The organism is Amycolatopsis solani, assembly GCF_033441515.1.
Taxonomy (GTDB): domain Bacteria; phylum Actinomycetota; class Actinomycetes; order Mycobacteriales; family Pseudonocardiaceae; genus Amycolatopsis; species Amycolatopsis solani.
Genome location: NZ_JAWQJT010000002.1, coordinates 1,041,149 through 1,059,283, shown reverse-complemented (window position 1 = coordinate 1,059,283; position 18,135 = coordinate 1,041,149). Strand labels below are relative to the sequence as shown.

General features: G+C 72.6%; 13 protein-coding genes. 11 read left to right on the top strand and 2 right to left on the bottom strand.

Features of this window, described 5'->3' with window-relative positions:
* The first annotated feature begins 4 nt into the window (after positions 1-4).
* The 6 genes from SD460_RS25535 to SD460_RS25510 are packed head-to-tail and all read left to right on the top strand — an operon-like array spanning position 5 to position 9,160.
* A complete protein-coding gene (locus SD460_RS25535) occupies positions 5-4,303 on the top strand; it encodes a beta-ketoacyl synthase N-terminal-like domain-containing protein (RefSeq protein WP_318306825.1) in 4,299 nt (1,432 codons plus the stop codon).
* Positions 4,300-4,605 (top strand): acyl carrier protein, encoded by a 306-nt coding sequence (locus SD460_RS25530; protein ID WP_290058767.1) that lies wholly within the window; start codon positions 4,300-4,302, stop codon positions 4,603-4,605. The genes SD460_RS25535 and SD460_RS25530 overlap by 4 nt, the downstream gene beginning before the upstream one ends.
* Positions 4,602-5,408 (top strand): alpha/beta fold hydrolase, encoded by an 807-nt coding sequence (locus SD460_RS25525; protein WP_290058769.1) that lies wholly within the window; start codon positions 4,602-4,604, stop codon positions 5,406-5,408. The genes SD460_RS25530 and SD460_RS25525 overlap by 4 nt, the downstream gene beginning before the upstream one ends.
* Positions 5,408-6,574 (top strand): glycosyltransferase, encoded by a 1,167-nt coding sequence (locus tag SD460_RS25520; protein ID WP_290058771.1) that lies wholly within the window; start codon positions 5,408-5,410, stop codon positions 6,572-6,574. Before SD460_RS25525 ends, SD460_RS25520 begins: the two co-directional genes overlap by 1 nt.
* Positions 6,575-6,611: 37 nt before the next feature.
* A complete protein-coding gene (locus SD460_RS25515) occupies positions 6,612-7,091 on the top strand; it encodes a GNAT family N-acetyltransferase (RefSeq protein ID WP_290058772.1) in 480 nt (159 codons plus the stop codon).
* Between the two features lie 29 nt (positions 7,092-7,120).
* Positions 7,121-9,160, top strand: coding sequence for an MDR family MFS transporter (locus SD460_RS25510; protein ID WP_290058774.1), 2,040 nt, complete (start codon positions 7,121-7,123; stop codon positions 9,158-9,160).
* A gap of 64 nt (positions 9,161-9,224) precedes the next feature.
* On the opposite strand, the gene SD460_RS25505 is transcribed toward SD460_RS25510, so the two are convergent.
* Positions 9,225-10,061, bottom strand: coding sequence for a PHP domain-containing protein (locus tag SD460_RS25505; protein WP_290058775.1), 837 nt, complete (start codon positions 10,059-10,061; stop codon positions 9,225-9,227).
* A gap of 40 nt (positions 10,062-10,101) precedes the next feature.
* Here SD460_RS25505 and ligD point away from each other — a divergent pair, with 40 nt between their 5' ends.
* Positions 10,102-11,049 (top strand): non-homologous end-joining DNA ligase, encoded by a 948-nt coding sequence (gene ligD, locus SD460_RS25500; protein ID WP_290058776.1) that lies wholly within the window; start codon positions 10,102-10,104, stop codon positions 11,047-11,049.
* A gap of 34 nt (positions 11,050-11,083) precedes the next feature.
* Complete coding sequence (locus SD460_RS25495) at positions 11,084-11,452, top strand: PleD family two-component system response regulator (RefSeq protein ID WP_290058777.1); 369 nt, start codon at positions 11,084-11,086, stop codon at positions 11,450-11,452.
* Between the two features lie 35 nt (positions 11,453-11,487).
* Here SD460_RS25495 and SD460_RS25490 read toward each other — a convergent pair whose 3' ends face one another.
* Positions 11,488-12,684 (bottom strand): thiolase family protein, encoded by a 1,197-nt coding sequence (locus SD460_RS25490; protein WP_318306824.1) that lies wholly within the window; start codon positions 12,682-12,684, stop codon positions 11,488-11,490.
* Between the two features lie 249 nt (positions 12,685-12,933).
* Between SD460_RS25490 and SD460_RS25485 the strand changes: the two genes are divergently transcribed.
* From SD460_RS25485 to SD460_RS25475, 3 genes are all read left to right on the top strand, one after another.
* Positions 12,934-13,374 carry a winged helix-turn-helix transcriptional regulator gene (locus SD460_RS25485; protein WP_290058779.1) on the top strand — a complete coding sequence of 147 codons (441 nt, stop codon included), beginning with the start codon at positions 12,934-12,936 and terminating at the stop codon, positions 13,372-13,374.
* Positions 13,375-13,647: 273 nt separating this feature from the next.
* Entirely contained in the window at positions 13,648-17,232 is a 3,585-nt protein-coding gene (locus SD460_RS25480) for a discoidin domain-containing protein (protein ID WP_290058780.1), read from the top strand.
* A 68-nt stretch (positions 17,233-17,300) separates the two neighbouring features.
* Positions 17,301-18,047: an SDR family oxidoreductase gene (locus SD460_RS25475; RefSeq protein ID WP_290058787.1), complete on the top strand. Its 747-nt coding sequence runs from the start codon at positions 17,301-17,303 to the stop codon at positions 18,045-18,047.
* Positions 18,048-18,135: the final 88 nt, after the last annotated feature.

Below are 18,135 nucleotides of genomic sequence, written 5' to 3'. Positions count from 1 at the left end.
CGGGATGCGGGTGGCCATCGTGGGGATGTCGGTGCTGCTGCCCGGCGCCCCGGACCTTTCGGCGTACTGGCGCAACCTCGCGGGCGGCGTCGACGCGATCACCGAGGTGCCGCCGGAGAAGTGGGACGGCGCGCACTACGCGCCGGACGAGCGGCGGGCCGACCGGGTCTACTGCCGCCGCGGCGGGTTCGTCGACGAACTGGCCGAAGTGGACGTCGCCGGGTTCGGGATCATGCCGAACTCCGTGCCCGCCACCGAACCCGACCAGCTGATCGCGTTGCGGGTCGCCGCACAGGCCCTCGCGGACGCCGGTGGCCCGGACCGCCTGCCCGCGGACCGGGGCAAGGCCGGCGTCGTGCTCGGCCGCGGCGGCTACCTGACACCCGGGCTCGTGCGGCTCGACCAGCGCGTCCGCACCGCGACGCAGCTGGTCCGCACGCTCGGCGAGCTGCTGCCGGACCTCGACGCGGCGAGCCTGGACGCGGTCCGGACGGCCTTCACCGACCAGCTCGGCCCGGAAGCGCCGGAGTCCGCGATCGGGCTGGTGCCCAACCTCGCGGCGTCGCGGCTGGCCAACCGGCTCGACCTGCGCGGTCCGGCCTACACCGTCGACGCCGCGTGCGCGTCGTCGCTGATCGCCGTCGACCACGCCGTGCGCGAACTCGCGAGCGGGCGGTGCGACGTCGTCCTCGCCGGCGGCGTGCACCACTGCCACGACATCACGTTCTGGAGCGTCTTCACCCAGCTCGGCGCGCTCTCGCCGAGCGAGCGCATCCGGCCGTTCCACCGCGACGCCGATGGCGTGCTCATCGGCGAGGGCACCGGCATCGTCGTGCTCAAGCGCCTCGCCGACGCCGAACGGGACGGCGACCGGGTCTACGCGGTGATCACCGGCACCGGCGTCGCCTCCGACGGGCGGACCGCGAGCCTGGCCAACCCGGACTCCGGCGGTCAGGTCCGCGCGGTCCGCCAGGCGTGGGCCGCGGCCGGGCTCGATCCCGCCGAACCGGACTCGATCGGTCTCCTGGAAGCCCACGGCACCGCGACCCCGGCCGGGGACGCGGCCGAGCTGGCCACCCTCGCGGAGGTGTTCGGCACGCGGGGCGAAGCGGTGCTCGGTTCGGTCAAGTCGATGATCGGGCACACGATGCCCGCGGCCGGCATCGCCGGGCTCGTCAAGGCCGCGCTGGCCGTGCACCACGGCGTCCTGCTGCCCACCCTGCACTGCGACGACCCGCACCCGGACCTCGCGCGGACCCGGTTCTCCCCTTTGGACACCGCGAAGGACTGGGACGCGCCGGTGCGGCGGGCCGGGGTCAACGCGTTCGGGTTCGGCGGGATCAACGCCCACGTCGTGCTGGAACAAGCGCCGGGCCGGGCGGCGCCGGTGGTCGTCCGCGAGCCGGAACGGGTGCTGCGGCTGGCCGCCCGGTCGGCCGGGGAACTGCGGGACCTGCTCGACGCCCCCGGCACACCGGCGACCGGCGACGGCCCGGTCCGGCTCGGCATCGTCGACCCGACGGAGAAGCGCCTGGCGCTGGCGCGGAAGGTCCTGGCCCGCGGCCGGGCCTGGCGGGGCCGCAACGACGTCTGGTTCGCCGACCGCCCGCTGCTCGGGCCGGGCGGCGGGAAGATCGCCTTCGTCTTCCCCGGCCTGGAGTCGGAACTGGCGCTGAACTGCGGGGACGTCGCCCGCCACTTCGGGCTCCCGTGGCAGCACGCGGACGTCGAAGTCGGCGACGTCGGACGTCAGGGCACGGCGGTGTTCGAGCTGGGCCGGCTGCTCAGCGCCGCGCTCGGCCGCCTCGGCGTCGTCCCGGACGCGGTCGCCGGGCACAGCCTGGGGGAGTGGACGGCGATGGCCGTCGCCGGCCTGCACGCCGAGGCGGAGGTCGACGCGTTCCTCGCCGGGTTCGACCCCGACGCGCTCGTCGTCCCCGGCCTCGCCTTCGCCGCGATCGGCGCACCCGCGCCGCAGGTGACCGCGGAGCTGGCCGGGCGCACGGACGTCGTGCTCTCCCACGACAACTCGCCCAACCAGGCCATGGTCTGCGGCCCGGCCGCCGCCGTGGCCGCGCTCGTCACGCGGTTCCGCGACGCCGGGATCGTCGCGCAGGTGCTGCCGTTCCGCTCCGGGTTCCACACGCCGATGCTGCGCCCGTACCTCGACCCGATCCGCGCCGCGGCGGCGAGTTTCACCCTGCACCCGCCGCGGCTGCCGATCTGGTCGGCGACGACGGTGGCGGAGTACCCGGCCGCCGAAGCGCAGGTGCGCGAGCTGTTCGTGCGGCACCTGCTGGAACCGGTACGCTTCCGGCCGCTGGTGCAAGCTCTGCACGCCGCCGGCTTCCGCGCGTTCGTCCAGGTCGGCGCGGGCCAGCTCGGCTCGCTGGTCGGCGACACCCTGCACGGCGAGGAACACCTGGTCGTGGCGGCGCATTCGGCGCACCGCCCGGGTCTCGCGCAGCTGCGCCGGGTGGCGACCGCGCTTTGGACCGACGGCGCCGACCTCGACTTCACCCGGCTGCCCGGCGAACGCCCGGTGCCGCCCAAGGCGGTCAAGCTGGACCTGGGCGGCCGCCTGATCTCGCTTGACGAAGGCGTCCGCGCGCGCATCGCCCTCCCGGCGGCCCACCGGTCCACAGTGGACGACCTGGCCGGAAAAGGCCCGCTCGCCGCCGAACTCGCCGCCCTCCTGGCCGACACCGCGCAACTGGCCTCCACCGCCCTCGCCGGGGCGTCGCTTTCACGTGAAAGCGACCACCTGGGGCGTAGCTTTCACGTGAAAGCGACGCCGGGGGAGCTGGACACGACGCTCGACGTGTCGGTCGAGGCGATGCCCTATCTGCTCGACCACTGCTTCTTCAAGCAGCCGGCGGGGGCCGACCCGGGCGACCGGTGGCCGGTCGTTCCGGCCACCACGGTGATCGATCACCTGATGGGCTTCGCCGAGCAGGCCGCACCCGGGCGCCGCGCGGTCGCCGTGCACGACGTCCGGCTGACCCAGTGGATCACCGCGGTCCCGGCGGTCACCGTGGGCGTGCGGGTCCGCCCGCACGGCGACGGCCGGGTCCTCGCCACGCTGGACGGCTACTCCCAGGCCGTCGTGGAGCTCGCCCCGGCCTACCCGGGCGGCGCACCGGCGCCGTGGCGGTTCGCGGCGGAAGCGGAGCAGGTCCCGCAGACGTCCGCCGCCGAGCTGTACGCCGACCGCTGGATGTTCCACGGCCCGCGCTTCCAGGGCGTCACCGAGCTGACCGCCGCCGGCGAGCGGCACGTCCGCGCGGTGCTGACCACGCCGGACGCGCCCGGCGCGCTGCTCGACAACGTCGGCCAGGTGCTCGGCTACTGGATCATGTCCCGGCTGGCCGAACGCACCACCGTCTTCCCGGTGGCGGTCCGGGAAATCCGGTTCCACGGCCCGCACCCGGCGCCGGGGGAGCGCCTCGAGTGCCTGGTCAAGATCACCGGGCTGACCGGCGAATTCCTCGACGCCGACATGCAGCTCGTCCACCGGGGACAGGTGTGGGCGGAGTTCACCGGCTGGCGCGACCGTCGCTTCGACAGCACCCCGCACATCCGCCAGGCCGACCGGACACCCGAGCGCTCGACGTTGTCGGTCGAGCAGCCGGGCGGCTGGGCGCTGGTGCACGAGCAGTGGCCGGACCTGGCCACCCGCGAGCTGATCATGCGCAACTACCTCGCCGGCGCCGAACGCGACGCCTACGAACACCGGCCGCCGCGCGGGCGGCGCCAGTGGCTGCTCGGCCGCATCGCCGCGAAGGACGCCGTCCGCCAGTACCTCTGGGCCCGCGGCGAGCCCGAGATGTTCCCGGCCGAGCTGCGCGTCGGGAACGACGCCGGCGGGCGCCCGTTCGTGACCGGTGCCTACGGCCGGGAACTGCCGCCGCTGACGATCTCGCTGGCGCACCGGGCCGAGGCGGGCGTGGCGATCGCCCGGCCCTGGCCGTGCGGCATCGACGTCGAAGAGGTCGGGGCGCGCCGCGAGTCCACTGTGGACGCCGCGCTGGGTGCGGCCGAGCAAGCCCTGTTCGCGGGCCTGCCCGGCGATCCGGAACTGTGGTTCGCGCGGTTCTGGACCGCGAAGGAAGCCGTCGCGAAACTGCTCGGCACCGGCCTGCGCGGCGAACCGCGCGACTTCGAGGTCGTCGCGGCCGCTCCCGCGGACCTCACCGTCCGCGCCGCCGGGCGGGACCACCTCGTCCGCTGCGCCGACGTCGTGCAGCCGCCGCGCCGCTACGTCGTCGCCTGGACCGAAGAAACGAAGGAGACCGCCGGATGAGCGTCGAGACCACGGCCACGGACGAGGGGACCGTCCTCGCGCAGCTGGCGGGGATGCTGCGGGAGCTGCTGGAGGATTACGGCTTGGACGACGCCGAGATCACCATGGACACGACGTTCCACGACGACCTCGAGCTCGAGAGCGTCGATCTGGTGGCGCTGTCCGGGCAGCTGCGCGAGCACTACGGCGACCGCGTCAACTTCGCCACCTTCATCGCCGAGCGCGACCTGGACGAGATCATCGCGCTGACCGTCGGCGAGCTCGTCCGCTACACCGTCGCCTCGCTGCGGGCCACCGCGTGAGCCGGATCCGCGCGGGCGAGCTGGACGTGCACGTCCAGCGGCTCGCGCCCGACGTGCCGCTCGACGGGGACGCGCCGCTGGTGGTGTGCGTGCACGGGCTGCTCACCGACAGCCTGGCCAGCTACTACTTCACGCTCGGCCCGGCGCTGGCCGCGCGCGGGCTCGACGTGCTGATGTACGACCTGCGCGGGCACGGCCGCACCACGCGCCCCGCGTCGGGGTACCGGCTGGAGGAGTTCGTCGACGACCTCGTCGCGGTCCTGGACGCCAGCGGTGCGACACGGCCGGTGCACGTGGTCGGCAACTCGTTCGGCGCGTCGGTGGCGTTCGGCCTGGCGGCCGCCCGGCCGGACCGGGTGGCGAGCGTCGTCGCGATCGAGGGCGAACCGCCCACTGAGGCGTGGACGCAGCACATGGCCGACGGCCTCGCCGACGCCAAGACCCGGCTGGCGATCGACGAGGTCATCGGCTGGATCGCGGACAACCACGGCGCGCACACCGCGCGGCTGTCCAAGGCCGCGCACCGGATCCTGGAGACCACGACGATCGCCGGGGACATCCCGCGCAGCGCGACCATCGCGGCGGACCTCTCGGCCGTGCGCTGCCCGGTGTTCGCGATCTTCGGCGGCGACTCCGGGCTCGCCGCGCAGGTCCCGGACTTCGAGGCGAACCTGGCGCGCTGCCGGTGCGTGGTGCTGCCCGACCAGGGTCATTCGGTGCTGGTGGAGCGGACGGCCGAGGTGATCGACCTGGTCTTCGACTGGGTCCGGGACACCTCGCGCGCCCCGGCCCGGGTGCGGTAGTGGCCCGGTTCCTGTTCGTCGTCCCGCCGCTGATCGGGCACGTCAACCCGGCGGCGGGCGTCGCGGCCGAGCTCACCGCGCGCGGCCACGAAGTCGCCTGGGCGGGCCACGACGAGCTGCTGTGGCAGCTGGCCGGCCCGGACGCGCTCGTGTTCTCGTGCGCCTTGCCACCCGCGGTCCCCGCCCGTCCGCCGGAGCTCAAGGGACCCGCCGCGCTGCGGTACCTCTGGCAGGACTTCCTCGTCCCGCTGGCCGACGCGATGGCGCCCGGGGTGGCCACCGCCCTCGGCGCGTTCGAGCCGCACGTCGTGGTCGCCGACCAGCAGGCACTGGCCGGCGGGCTGCTCGCCGAAGCGCACGGCCTCCCGTGGGTCACTTCGGCGACGACGTCGGCCGAGCTGGTCGATCCCCTGGCCGGGATGCCGAAGGTGGCGGACTGGGTGGCCGGGCTGCTCGACGGCCTGCGTGCCCGGATCGCCGGCGGCCGTGGCACGGCCGACCCCCGGTTCTCCCCGCACGGCGTCCTCGCCTTCACCACCCGCGAACTGCTCGGCGCGGCCGCGCTGCCGCCGCGGGTCCGCCTGGTCGGGCCGGCGCTCGGCACCCGGCCGTCCCCGAGCGACTTCCCGTGGGAGTGGCTCGACCCGCCGCGCCCGGCCGTGCTCGTTTCGCTGGGCACGGCGAACACCGGCGCGGGCGCCGAATTCTTGGCGGCGACGGCGGACGCGTTCGCCGGCCTGCCCGCCCGCGCGGTGATCGCCGACCCGGGCGGCGTGCTCGGCGCGGTCCCGCCCAACGTCCTGGTGCGGCCCTCGGTCCCGCAGCTGCCGGTGCTCGCGCGGGTGGACGCGGTGCTCTGCCACGCGGGCCACAACACCGTGTGCGAGGCGCTGTGGCACGGCTTGCCGCTGGTGGTCGCCCCGATCCGCGACGACCAGCCGATCGTGGCGGCCCAGGTGGTCGCCGCGGGCGCGGGCATCCGGCTGCGCTTCGGCCGCGCGAGCCGCGAGCGGATCGTGGCGGCGCTCGAAGAGGTGCTGACCGAGCCGTCCTACCGCCGCGCGGCCGAGACCGTGGCCGCGTCGTTCCACGCCGCGGGCGGCAGCGCCGCGGCCGCGGGACACCTGGAGCAGCTCGCGCTGGAGAGCCTGCTGCCCAAAACATGAGGTTCCTCGGGAAAATCACCCGGGCTACCGTGCCGGAATGACTGTTTCCGTGTGCGCTGCCCGTGACGTCCCGGCGCTCGTGGCCTCGGCCGCGGCCCTGTTCGCCGAGGACGGCGGCCGCCGTGATCCGTTCATGGACACCGGCTGGCCCGCCCGCGAAGGCGAGGCCTACTACGCGGGTCTCGTCGAAGACCCGGCCTGCCTGTGCCTGCTCGCCGGCGGCGGGCACCTGATCGGCCGGCTGCGGCCCCCGAACCCCCTGCGTCCCGCCGCGGTGAGCGCGGTGCTGGAGAGCATGAGGGTCGGCCCTGAGCACCGCCGCTGCGGTACCGGTGCCGAGCTGGTCGCGGCTTTCCTCGGCTGGGCAAGGGACAACGGCGCGAACGACGTCACCGTGACGGCCTTCGCGGCCAACCACGGCGCGCTCGAGTTCTACCGCGCGCAAGGCTTCGAACCGTTCGAAGTGGTGTTGCGTCACCGGAACGAGTGGCTATCCACAGTGGACTCCGCCCACTAGCCTCGGAGGCCGAGCGAGGAGCGTGGGAGATGACGGCCACCGCGGAGGTCGCGCACGAGCCGGGGCCCGCCCCGCTGAGCAAGAGCCGGGTCAACGCCGTCTTCGGCGCCGTGCTGCTCGGGATGCTGCTGGCCGCGCTGGACCAGACCATCGTCGGGACCGCGCTGCCCACCATCGTCGGCGACCTCGGCGGCGCCGGGCACCTGTCCTGGGTCGTCACGTCCTACCTGCTCGCCGAAACCATCATGACCGTCGTCGTCGGCAAGCTCGGCGACCTCTTCGGCCGCAAGCTGATGTTCCAGCTGTCCGTGGTCGTGTTCGGCATCGGCTCGTTCTTCGCCGGGTTCGCCGACAGCATGGTGTGGCTGATCGTCTGGCGCGCGGTGCAGGGCCTCGGCGGCGGCGGGCTGATGGTCACCTCGACCGCGCTCATCGCCGACGTCGTCCCGCTGCGCGAGCGCGGCAAGTACCAGGGCGTGCTCGGCTCGGTGTTCGGCGTGGTCACCGTCGCCGGCCCGATGCTCGGCGGCTTCTTCGTCGACCACCTCTCGTGGCGCTGGGCGTTCTACGTCAACATCCCGCTGGTCGTCGTGGTGCTGGTCGTGGCGTCCTCGGCGATGCCGAACGCCCGCGCCGTGGTCAAACCGGTCATCGACTACCTCGGCATCCTGCTGATCGGCCTGGCCGCGACCGGCCTGACCCTGGTGACGAGCTGGGGCGGCACGCAGTACGCGTGGGATTCGCCGACGATCATCGGGATGGCGATCGGCTCGGTGGTGCTGCTCGCCGCGTTCGTCTTCGTCGAACTGCGGGCGAAGGAACCGATGCTGCCGATGCGGCTGTTCCGCAACCCGGTCTTCACCGTCGCCGGGATCATGAGCTTCGTCGTCGGCTTCGCGATGCTCGGCGCGCTGTCCTACCTGCCGACGTACATGCAGTACGTCCAGGGCACCTCCGCGACCTCGTCCGGGGTGCGGTTGCTGCCGATGGTGCTCGCGCTGCTCGTCGCGTCGATCACCGCCGGCAACGCGGTCAGCCGGACCGGCCGCTACAAGATCTTCCCGCTGGTCGGCGCCGCGGGCATGACCGTCGGGCTCTACCTGCTGTCCCGGCTCGACACCGACACCGGCTTCTGGGAAGCGTCGGCGTACATGGCGGTGCTCGGTCTCGGCATCGGGCTCGGCATGCAGGTGCTGACCATCGCCGTGCAGAACACCGTCGACTACGCCGACCTCGGCGTCGCCACCTCGGGCGTGACGTTCCTGCGCTCGATCGGCAGCTCGTTCGGCGCGGCGATCTTCGGCACGGTGTACGCCAACCAGCTGACCCCGAACCTGGCCGCGGCGGTGGCCGCGCACCCGCTGCCGCCGGGGGTGGACCCGCGCGCGATCCAGGTGCCGACGGCGTTGCACGCGCTGCCGGACTCGGTGTCCGCGCCGGTGATCCAGGCCTACAGCGATTCCCTGCACGTCGTGTTCCTCGCCGCCGCGCCGGTCGGCCTGGTCGCCTTCGTGCTGGCGTTCTTCCTCAAGGAGGTGCCGTTGCGCGACACCGCCCGCGCGGCGGCCCCGGACCTCGGCGACGGCTTCGCGATGCCGGAGGCCCGCACGGACGACCGCGAGCTCGAACGCGCGGTCGCGACCCTCTTCTTCCGCGAGCGCCGCAAGGTCGCCCCGGCGATCGTCGAGCGAGCGGGCAGCGACCTCGACGAAGGCGGCATCTGGTGCCTGCTGCAGGTCCACCTGCGCGAACGCCGGGGTGAGCCGGCGACGCTCAAGGCGATCGGCGAGCACTTCGGCGTCCCGGCGCCGGTGCTCGAACCGGCGTTCAACCGCCTGGAACTGACGGGCCACCTGCGGTACGCGCGCGACGGCTGGGAGCTCACCGGCGCGGGCCGCGCGGAGTTCGCCAAGGTGGTCGGTGCCTGGCACGGCTGGCTGGCCGACCGCCTCGGCGACTGGGGCACCGGCGACCGCGCCCAACTCGACGCGGCGATCGGCCGGGTGGCCGCCCGGCTGCTCGACCAGAGCGCGGAGTCGCGCGCGTACGGGCGGCACGCGCTGGCCTGAATCCGCAGCTTTCACGTGAAAGCTGCGACCTGGGCGCGTCGCTTTCACGTGAAAGCTGCGCGTCTCAGCGGCGCCAGAAGTCGTGCGGGGTGCGGCCGGGGCGGAACCCGCACGACTCGACGAGCGCGGCGGCGTCCGCGAATCCCTTGCCGACCAGGCCGGGGGCGTGCGCGTCGCTGCCGAAGGCCACCGCCTCGCCGCCGTCCTGGAACCACCAGCGCACGACTTCGCCCGGCAGCGGCACCTGCGTGTTGACCTCCAGGGCGCGCCCGCTCGCCTTCAGCGCGCGCAGCACCGTGCGGAACTCCTCCTCGAAGTCCGCCGCCGCGAACGGCGGGCCCTCGACGGGCCAGGACCGCAGCGCGTAGTCGATGTGCGCGAGCACCGCGAAGTCCGCCGTGGACTCGACCAGCCCGAGCACCTCCGTCAGGTACGCCCGCAGGATGTCGCCGGGCGGGCGGCCGGAGACCACGGTCAGCTCGTGGTGGTGCTCGCCATCCGGGAGCGAGTGCACCGAGCCGAGCACCCGGTCGAAGTCGTGCGCCGCGAGCAGCGCGTCGGCGCGGTCCCGGTGCCAGTGCGGTTCGCTCAGTTCGACGCCGGAGAGGATCTTCAGGTCCGGGAACCGGTCACGGCAGTCCGCGACGCACGCCAGGTAGCCCTCGACGTCGAGATCCGGGGGCTCGAGAACGCCGTCGGGGCGCAGCCGCACCCGGAAGTGGTCGGGAAGCAGGGGCCGGATCGGCTCGGGGATCAGCCACGGCGTCAGGTCGGCGTGCTCGGTGAACGCCACCGACGGCAGGCCGAGTTCGATGGCTCGCTCGCAGGAGCCGAGCATCGACCCGGTGACCGTGTCCCAGGACCATTCCGTGTGGACGTGACCGTCCGGCGGCAGGTTCACCGCCCCACCGTAACCGCGGTTTTGGGCTAGCGTCTCACCCATGGCGCAGAAGTCCCCGTCGGTGGAGCTGGAGGTCGGGCCGCACACCGTGCGGATCTCGAACCCGGACCGGGTCTACTTCCCGGCCCGCGGCGAGACGAAGCTCGACCTGGTCAACTACTACCTTTCGGTGGGCGACGGCATCGTCAACGCGCTGCGCGAGCGGCCGTGCATGCTGCACCGCTTCCCGTCCGGCGTGGCGGGGGAGAAGGTGCACCAGAAGCGCGTCCCGAACGGTGCGCCGCCGTGGCTGGAAACCGTCCGGGTGACCTTCCCGCGGTACAACCGGCACGCCGACGAGCTGTGCGTCACCGAACTGGCGCACGTCGCGTGGGCGGTCCAGATGTCCACAGTGGAGTTCCACCCGTGGAACTCGCGCCGCGCGGACACCGAGAAACCGGACGAGTGGCGCATCGACCTCGACCCGATGCCCGACTGCGGCTTCGACCGCGTCCGCCGGGTCGCGCACGTCGCGCACGAGATCCTCGACGAACTCGGTGCGGTCGGCTGGCCGAAGACCTCCGGCGGCCGCGGCCTGCACATCTACGTCCGGATCGAGCCGAACTGGGGCTTCAAAGAGGTCCGGCGCGCGGCCTTGGCCTTCGCGCACGAAGTCGAACGCCGCGCGCCCGACGACGTCACCACGACCTGGTGGCGCAAGGACCGCGACCCGCGGCTGCTCTTCGTCGACTACAACCAGAACGCCCGCGACCACACGATCGCGAGCGCCTACTCGGTCCGCGGGAACCCGGAAGGCACGGTGTCGACGCCGATCCGCTGGGAGGAGATCGACGACGTCGAGCCCGGCGACTGCACCATCGCCACCGTCCCGGCGCGCTTCGCCGAGCTGGGCGACCTCCACGCCGGCATCGACAAGGCCGTGTTCTCGCTGGACCCGCTGCTGGAGTGGGCGGACCGCGACGGCGTCGAGGAACCACCCGAGGACTGACGTATTTCCGGGCCGGTTCGCGGATCGGCACGGGGTGAAGGTCGTGCTGTCGGGTGTGGACGCGGGCGCGTGGAGCCTGGTCGCGTTGCAGGTCGTCCTCGAACGCGAAGGCCACGTCGTGCGTGTGGCGGCGGAGGCGCTCGGGGCGTGCCGCCGCGAGCGCCCGGACTGCCTGGTGCTGTCCGCCGTGCTCGGCGGTGCGGGCGTCGACGTGCTTCGCCGCGTGCGCGCCGACCCCGGGCTGGGCGGGCTGCCCGTGGTGATCGGCGGCCGCCTGCGGAACACGCGCGCGGAGCTGCTCGCCCTCGGCTACGACGACGCGTTCCCGGTCGCCGCCGCGGATCCCGGGGGAGCCGTGGCGGCGCTGCGGGCGTACCTGGCCCTGCCGGTCGTGAGTGTTTAGGCGGGTTCTAACCCGACTGAACACTCACGACCGGGTCAGTCCAGGCGTTCGACGATGGTCGCGTTGGCGAGGCCGCCCGCCTCGCACATCGTCTGCAGGCCGTAGCGGCCGCCGGTCTGCTCCAGCACCGACAGCAGCGTCGTCATCAGCCGGGCGCCGCTGGCGCCGAGCGGGTGCCCGATGGCGATCGCGCCGCCGTTGACGTTGACCTTGGCCAGGTCCGCGCCGATCTCGGCCTGCCAGGCCAGCACGACGCTCGCGAACGCCTCGTTGACCTCGAACGCGTCGATGTCCGAGACGCCGAGCCCGGCGCGGGCCAGCACCTTGCGCGTGGCCGGGATGACGCCGGTCAGCATGAGGAGCGGGTCGTCGCCGGTGACGGCGAAGCTGTGGAGCCGGGCCCGCGGCCGCAGCCCGAGCGCCTTCGCCGTCTCGGAGCTGGTGATCATCAGCGCGGCGGCCCCGTCGTTGATCGGCGAGGAGTTGCCCGCGGTGACGTGCCAGCCGAGGTCCGGGAACCGCTGCTCCCAGGCGTCGGCGCGGAAGGCGGGCTTGAGCCCGGCGAGGATCTCCGGCGTGGTGCCCGGCCGCACGGTCTCGTCGGTCGTGACGTCGACGAGCACGCCGTCCGCACCGGGCGCCTTGAGCGGCGCGACCTCACCGGCGAACTTCCCGTCGGCCCACGCCCGCGCGGCCCGCTGGTGGCTGGCGGCGGAGAACTCGTCCAGCTGCGCCCGGCTGAAGCCCCACTTCGCCGCGATGAGCTCGGCGCTGATGCCCTGCGGAACGAGCCCGTCCGGGTAGCGCGCGGCGACCTGCGGCCCGAACGGATCCCGCCCGGCCACCTGGCTGCCCATCGGCACCCGGCTCATCGACTCGACCCCGGACGCGACGACGGCGTCGTACGCCCCGGCGATGACACCCTGCGCGGCGAAGTGGACGGCCTGCTGGCTGCTCCCGCACTGCCGGTCCACGGTCACGGCCGGCACCGACTCCGGCAGGCCCGCGGCCAGCGCGGCCCAGCGTGCGGTGTTCATGCTCTGCTCACCGATCTGCCCGACGGCCCCGCTGATGACGTCGTCGATCCGCGCCGGGTCGACGCCGGTGCGTTCGACGAGCGAGCGAAGGGCATGGGCATGCAGATCGACCGGGTGCACCCCGGCGAGCGTTCCGTTCGGCTTGCCCTTGCCGATCGGGGTCCGTACCGCGTCGACGATCACCGCGTCCGTCATGACGTCTGCCTCCTCGCAGATCGGGGATTGCTCCGGTATACGCCGAGTGGGTTGGAATACACAACTGTGCTGTTCGGCAGGTCACACGCGCGGCTTGGGAGGTCGCGAATGACTCATTGGGGGCGTTGGAGGTCCCCAATGAGTCATTCGCGACACCCGGGCGGCCCGTGCGAGCCCCGCCCGGCGGCGATCCGCGGCGAGCCGCCCAGTCAAGGTGCTAGGTTGGATTTTCAACCCGATGGAGGTGGCATGACGCGGCGTGGTCGCGAGTGCTCGGTCGCCGAAGCTCTCGAAGTCGTCGGTGAACGGTGGAGCCTCCTCGCGCTTCGCGAGATCATGCTGGGGGAGCGGCGGTTCAACCAGATCGCCGAAAACACCGGCGCCAGCCGGGACATCCTCGCCGCGCGGCTGCGCAAGCTCGTCGACGCCGGGGTGCTCGAAAAGCGCCAGTACGAGGCCCATCCGCCACGTCACGAGTACTACCCGACCGAAGCCGGCCGGGCGCTGCAGCCGATTCTGCTCGGGCTGATGGCCTGGGGTGACCAGTACGTCCACCAGGGTGAACCGCCCACCCTCTGGCGTCACGCCTGCGGCGAGGAGCTGCACCCGGTCACCGTCTGCGCCCACTGCGGCGAGCCCGCCAACGCGCCGGGCACCCACGCGATCCGTCTCGGGGCCGTCCACTCCTGATCCAAGCCGCCCAGGCCTCCTCGCATCCCCCGCGAGGAGGCCTTTTTGCGGCCCGGGCGTTGACTTGAGACCCCCGTCACGGTAACTCTTGAACGAATCAGTGCAAGAACCTGACAACACCGCGAGAAATCTCGGCACGAGTCAGGAAGCCCTCGACGAAGAGGTGCCTATGCCGTGCTGCCCGCGTGCGCCCCCGGATCCGGTCCGCGCGTGTCCGTTCCTGGTTGTGCCCTCCCGACGCGTCTCCCCTCCTCCCCGGATCCGAGGAACCCCATGAGAACGAAGCGACTCCTGTCGCGCGCGGCGACCTACGCCGCCCTGTCCCTCCTCCTGGCCACCCCCGCCGTGGCCGCGAGCGCCGCGCCCACCTCCGCGCCCGCCGCCGCCGTCGCCGCGCAGGCGGCCGCCGCGACCTACTCCGCGAGCAGCCAGCTCGCCGGCTACCCCCTCTCGAACGTCGGCGACGGCAACCAGGCCTCCTACTGGGAAAGCGCCAACAACCAGTTCCCGCAGTGGGTCCAGGCCGACCTCGGCGCGGCCACCAGCGTCGCCCAGCTGGTGCTCAAGCTGCCGTCGAACTGGGAGGCCCGCACCGAGACCTTCAGCGTCCAAGGCAGCACGAACGGAACCAGCTTCAGCGACCTCAAGCCGTCCGCCGGCTACCGGTTCGACCCCGCCACCGGCAACACCGTCACCGTGGACGTCACCGGCAGCACCCGCTACGTCCGGCTGAACGTCACGGCCAACACCGGCTGGCCCGCCGCCCAGCTCTCGGAGTTCGAGGTGCACGGGCCGGCCGGCGGGGACACGCAGCCGCCGTCCGCGCCCGGCAACCTCGCCTACACCCAGCCGGCGAGCGGCCAGATCCGGCTCACCTGGTCGGCCTCGACCGACAACACCGGCGTCACCGGCTACGACGTCTACGCGAACGACCAGCTGCGCGGCAGCGTCGCCGGGAACGTCCTGACCTACACCGACAACCAGCCCGACGGCACCACCGTCTCGTACTACGTGCGCGCCAAAGACGCCGCGGGCAACCAGTCCGGCAACAGCACCACGGTGACCCGCGCCGGCACCCAGGCCGGCACGAACCTCGCGGTGGGCAAGCCGATCACGGCGTCCTCGACGGAGTTCTCCTTCGTCGCCGCGAACGCCAACGACAACTCCGTCACGACGTACTGGGAAGGCGGCGGCGGGACCTACCCCAACCTGCTGACCGTCGCGCTCGGCTCGAACGCCGACGTGAACCAGGTCGTCGTCAAGCTCAACCCGGACCCGGCCTGGGGCCCGCGCACGCAGACGATCGCCGTCGAAGGCCGTGAGCAGAGCGCGTCCGCGTTCACCACGCTGGCCGCCGCGCAGACCTACAGCTTCACCCCGAACAGCGGCAACACCGTGACCATCCCGCTCAGCGGCCGGGCCGCCGACGTCCGCCTGCGCGTCACCGCCAACTCCGGCGCCGGCGGTGGGCAGGCCGCGGAGTTCCAGGTCTTCGGCGTCCCCGCGCCCAACCCGGACCTGACGGTCTCCGGGGTGTCGTGGTCGCCGCAGAACCCCGTGGAGACCGACGCGATCACCGCGTCGGCGACCGTCCGCAACGCCGGCACGGCGGCTTCGGGCGCGACGAACGTCAACCTCTACCTGGGCACGACCAAGGTCGGCACGGCGAACGTCGGCGCACTCGCCGCGGGTGCGTCGGCGACGGTGTCGGCGAACATCGGCACCCGCGACGCCGGCAGCTACCAGCTGACCGCGAAGGTCGACGAGGCCAACGCCGTCATCGAGCAGAACGAGGCCAACAACTCCTACACCGGCTCGACGCCGCTCGTCGTCAGCCCGGTGCAGAGCTCCGACCTCGTCGCGGCCACGGCGTGGTCGCCGAACAACCCGGCCGCGGGCAACACCGTCACGTTCTCCGCGACCCTGCGCAACCAGGGCACCGTGGCGAGCGCGGGCGGTGCCCACGGCGTCACGGTGACGGTCACCGACCAGAACGGCACCGTCGTCAAGACGCTCAGCGGCAGCTACACCGGTGCGATCGCCGCCGGGGCCACCGCGAGCCCGGTGACCGTCGGCACCTGGACGGCTGCCAACGGCCGGTACACGGTGAAGACCGTCGTCGCGAACGACGCCAACGAGCTGCCGGTCAAGCAGGCCAACAACACCAGCACGCAGGCGCTGTTCGTCGGCCGGGGCGCGAACATGCCCTACGACATGTACGAGGCCGAGGACGGCGTCGTCGCGGGCGGCGCGTCGGTGGTCGGTCCCAACCGGACGATCGGCGACCTCGCGGGCGAGGCGTCGGGCCGCAAGGCCGTCACGCTGAACTCGACCGGCTCGTCGGTGGAGTTCACCACGCGTGCCTCGACCAACACCCTGGTCACGCGGTTCTCCATCCCGGACTCCGCGGGTGGCGGCGGCATCAACGCCACGCTGAACGTCTACGTCGACGGCACGTTCCTCAAGGCCATCGACCTGACCTCGCACTACGCGTGGCTCTACGGCGCCGAAACCGGCCCGGGCAACTCGCCGGGCACCGGGCCGCGCCACATCTACGACGAGGCCAGCGCGATGCTCGGTACGACCGTGCCCGCCGGGCACAAGATCAAGCTGCAGAAGGACGCGGCCAACAGCACGAACTACGCGATCGACTTCGTGAACTTCGAGCAGGCCACCGCGACCGCCAACCCCGACCCGGCGCACTTCGCGACGCCCACCGGGTTCACGCAGCAGGACGTGCAGAGCGCGCTCGACAAGGTCCGCCAGGACACGACGCTCACCGGCGTCTACCTGCCGGCCGGGAACTACTCGCTCTCGAGCAAGCTGAACGTCTACGGCAAGGCCGTGACGGTCACCGGCGCGGGGCCGTGGTTCACGAAGTTCTCGGCGCCTTCGGGCCAGGAAAACACGGACATCGGCATCGACGTCCAGTCGAGCGCGAACGGGTCGACGTTCAGCGGGTTCGCCGTGTTCGGGAACTACACCTCCCGCATCGACGGCCCTGGCAAGGTGTTCAACCTGACCAACGTCGCCAACCTGACGATCGACAACATCTGGGTCGAGCACCAGGTCGTGATGGTCTGGGGCACCAATGTGGACAACACCACGATCAAGAACTCCCGGATCCGCGACACCTTCGCCGACGGCGTCAACCTCACGAACGGGAGCACCGGCAACCACGTCACCAACATCGAGGCCCGGTCCACCGGGGACGACAGCTTCGCGCTGTTCGCCGCCACGGACATCAACCAGGGCAACCAGTACGACAACGTGTTCGAGAACCTGACCTCGCTCACCCCGTGGCGCGCGGCCGGGCTGGCGGTCTACGGCGGGTACGACAACACCTTCCGCAACCTCTACATCGCGGACACGCTGACGTACTCGGCGATCACGATCAGCTCGCTCGACTTCGGCTACCCGTTCCTCGGGTTCGGGCCGCAGCCGACGACGGTCCAGAACGCCTCGCTCGTCCGGGACGGTGGTCACTTCTGGGGCCAGCAGACGTTCCCGGCGATCTGGCTGTTCTCCGCGTCCAAGGAGTTCCGCGGGATCCGGGTGTCCGATGTGGACATCGAGAGCCCGACCTACAGCGGCATCATGTTCCAGACGAACTACGTCGGCGGGCAGCCGCAGAACTCCGTCCAGGACACGACGCTGACGAACGTGTCGATCACCGGGGCGCACCGCAGCGGTGACGCCTTCGACGCCAAGTCCGGGATCGGCATCTGGGCCAACGAGCTGCCGGAACCGGGGCAGGGCCCGGCCGTCGGCTCGGCGACGTTCACCGGGCTCACGCTGAGCGACAACGCCCAGGACATCCGCAACACCACGTCCACCTTCACCGTCAACCGCAACTGAGTGAGCCGGGGACGCCCGCCGGGAAACCGTTTCCCGGCGGGCGCCGCCGTGCCAGGATGGCGCCGGAGGTGGTCCCCGTGCGGATCCTGGTCACCGGCGGCACCGGGCAGCTCGGCTCGGCGGTCGTGGCGCGCCTGCGGACGGCGGGGGAGGAGGTCCGCGTGCTGAGCCGGCGGGCCGGCCCCGACGTCGTCCGGGGCGACCTGCGGACCGGGCGCGGCGTCGACAGCGCCGTGGCCGGAGTGGACGCGATCGTCCACTGCGCCACCGACTTCCGTCACGAGACGACACTGGCGCGGATCCTGGCCGAGGCAGCGCGCTGGGCCGGCGCACCGCACCTGGTGTACGTCTCGATCGTCGGCGTCGACCGCGTGCCGCTGGGCTACTACCGGGCCAAGCACGAGACCGAGCGGCTCCTCGCCGCGTCCGGGGTGCCGTGCACGATCCAGCGGGCCACGCAGTTCCACGGCCTGGTCCGCACCCTGCTCGCGGGCGCGTCCCGGCTGCCGGTGGTCCCGGTGCCGCGCATCTCGTTCCAGCCGGTGGACGTCCGCGACGTCGCCCGCCGGCTGGCCGACCTCGTGCGGGGTGACCCGGCGGGCCGGGTGGCCGACTTCGGCGGCCCGGAGATCCTGACGGCGACGGAGCTCGCGGCGGCGGTCGGCGAGACGACCGGGCGGGTCCGGCGGATCGTGCCGCTGACGGTGCCGGGGGAGACGTTCCGGGCATACGCCGGTGGCGGTCACCTGACCCCGGAGCACCGCGACGGCGAGATCACGTTCCGGGAGTACCTGGCCGAGCACGCTCATATGTAATCGGATTAATTACGAAGATTCTTGACCGCGCTGTCGGATAGGTCATATGTTTGGCGGGCTGCACGCCGGTCCTGCCTTCAACGCCGAA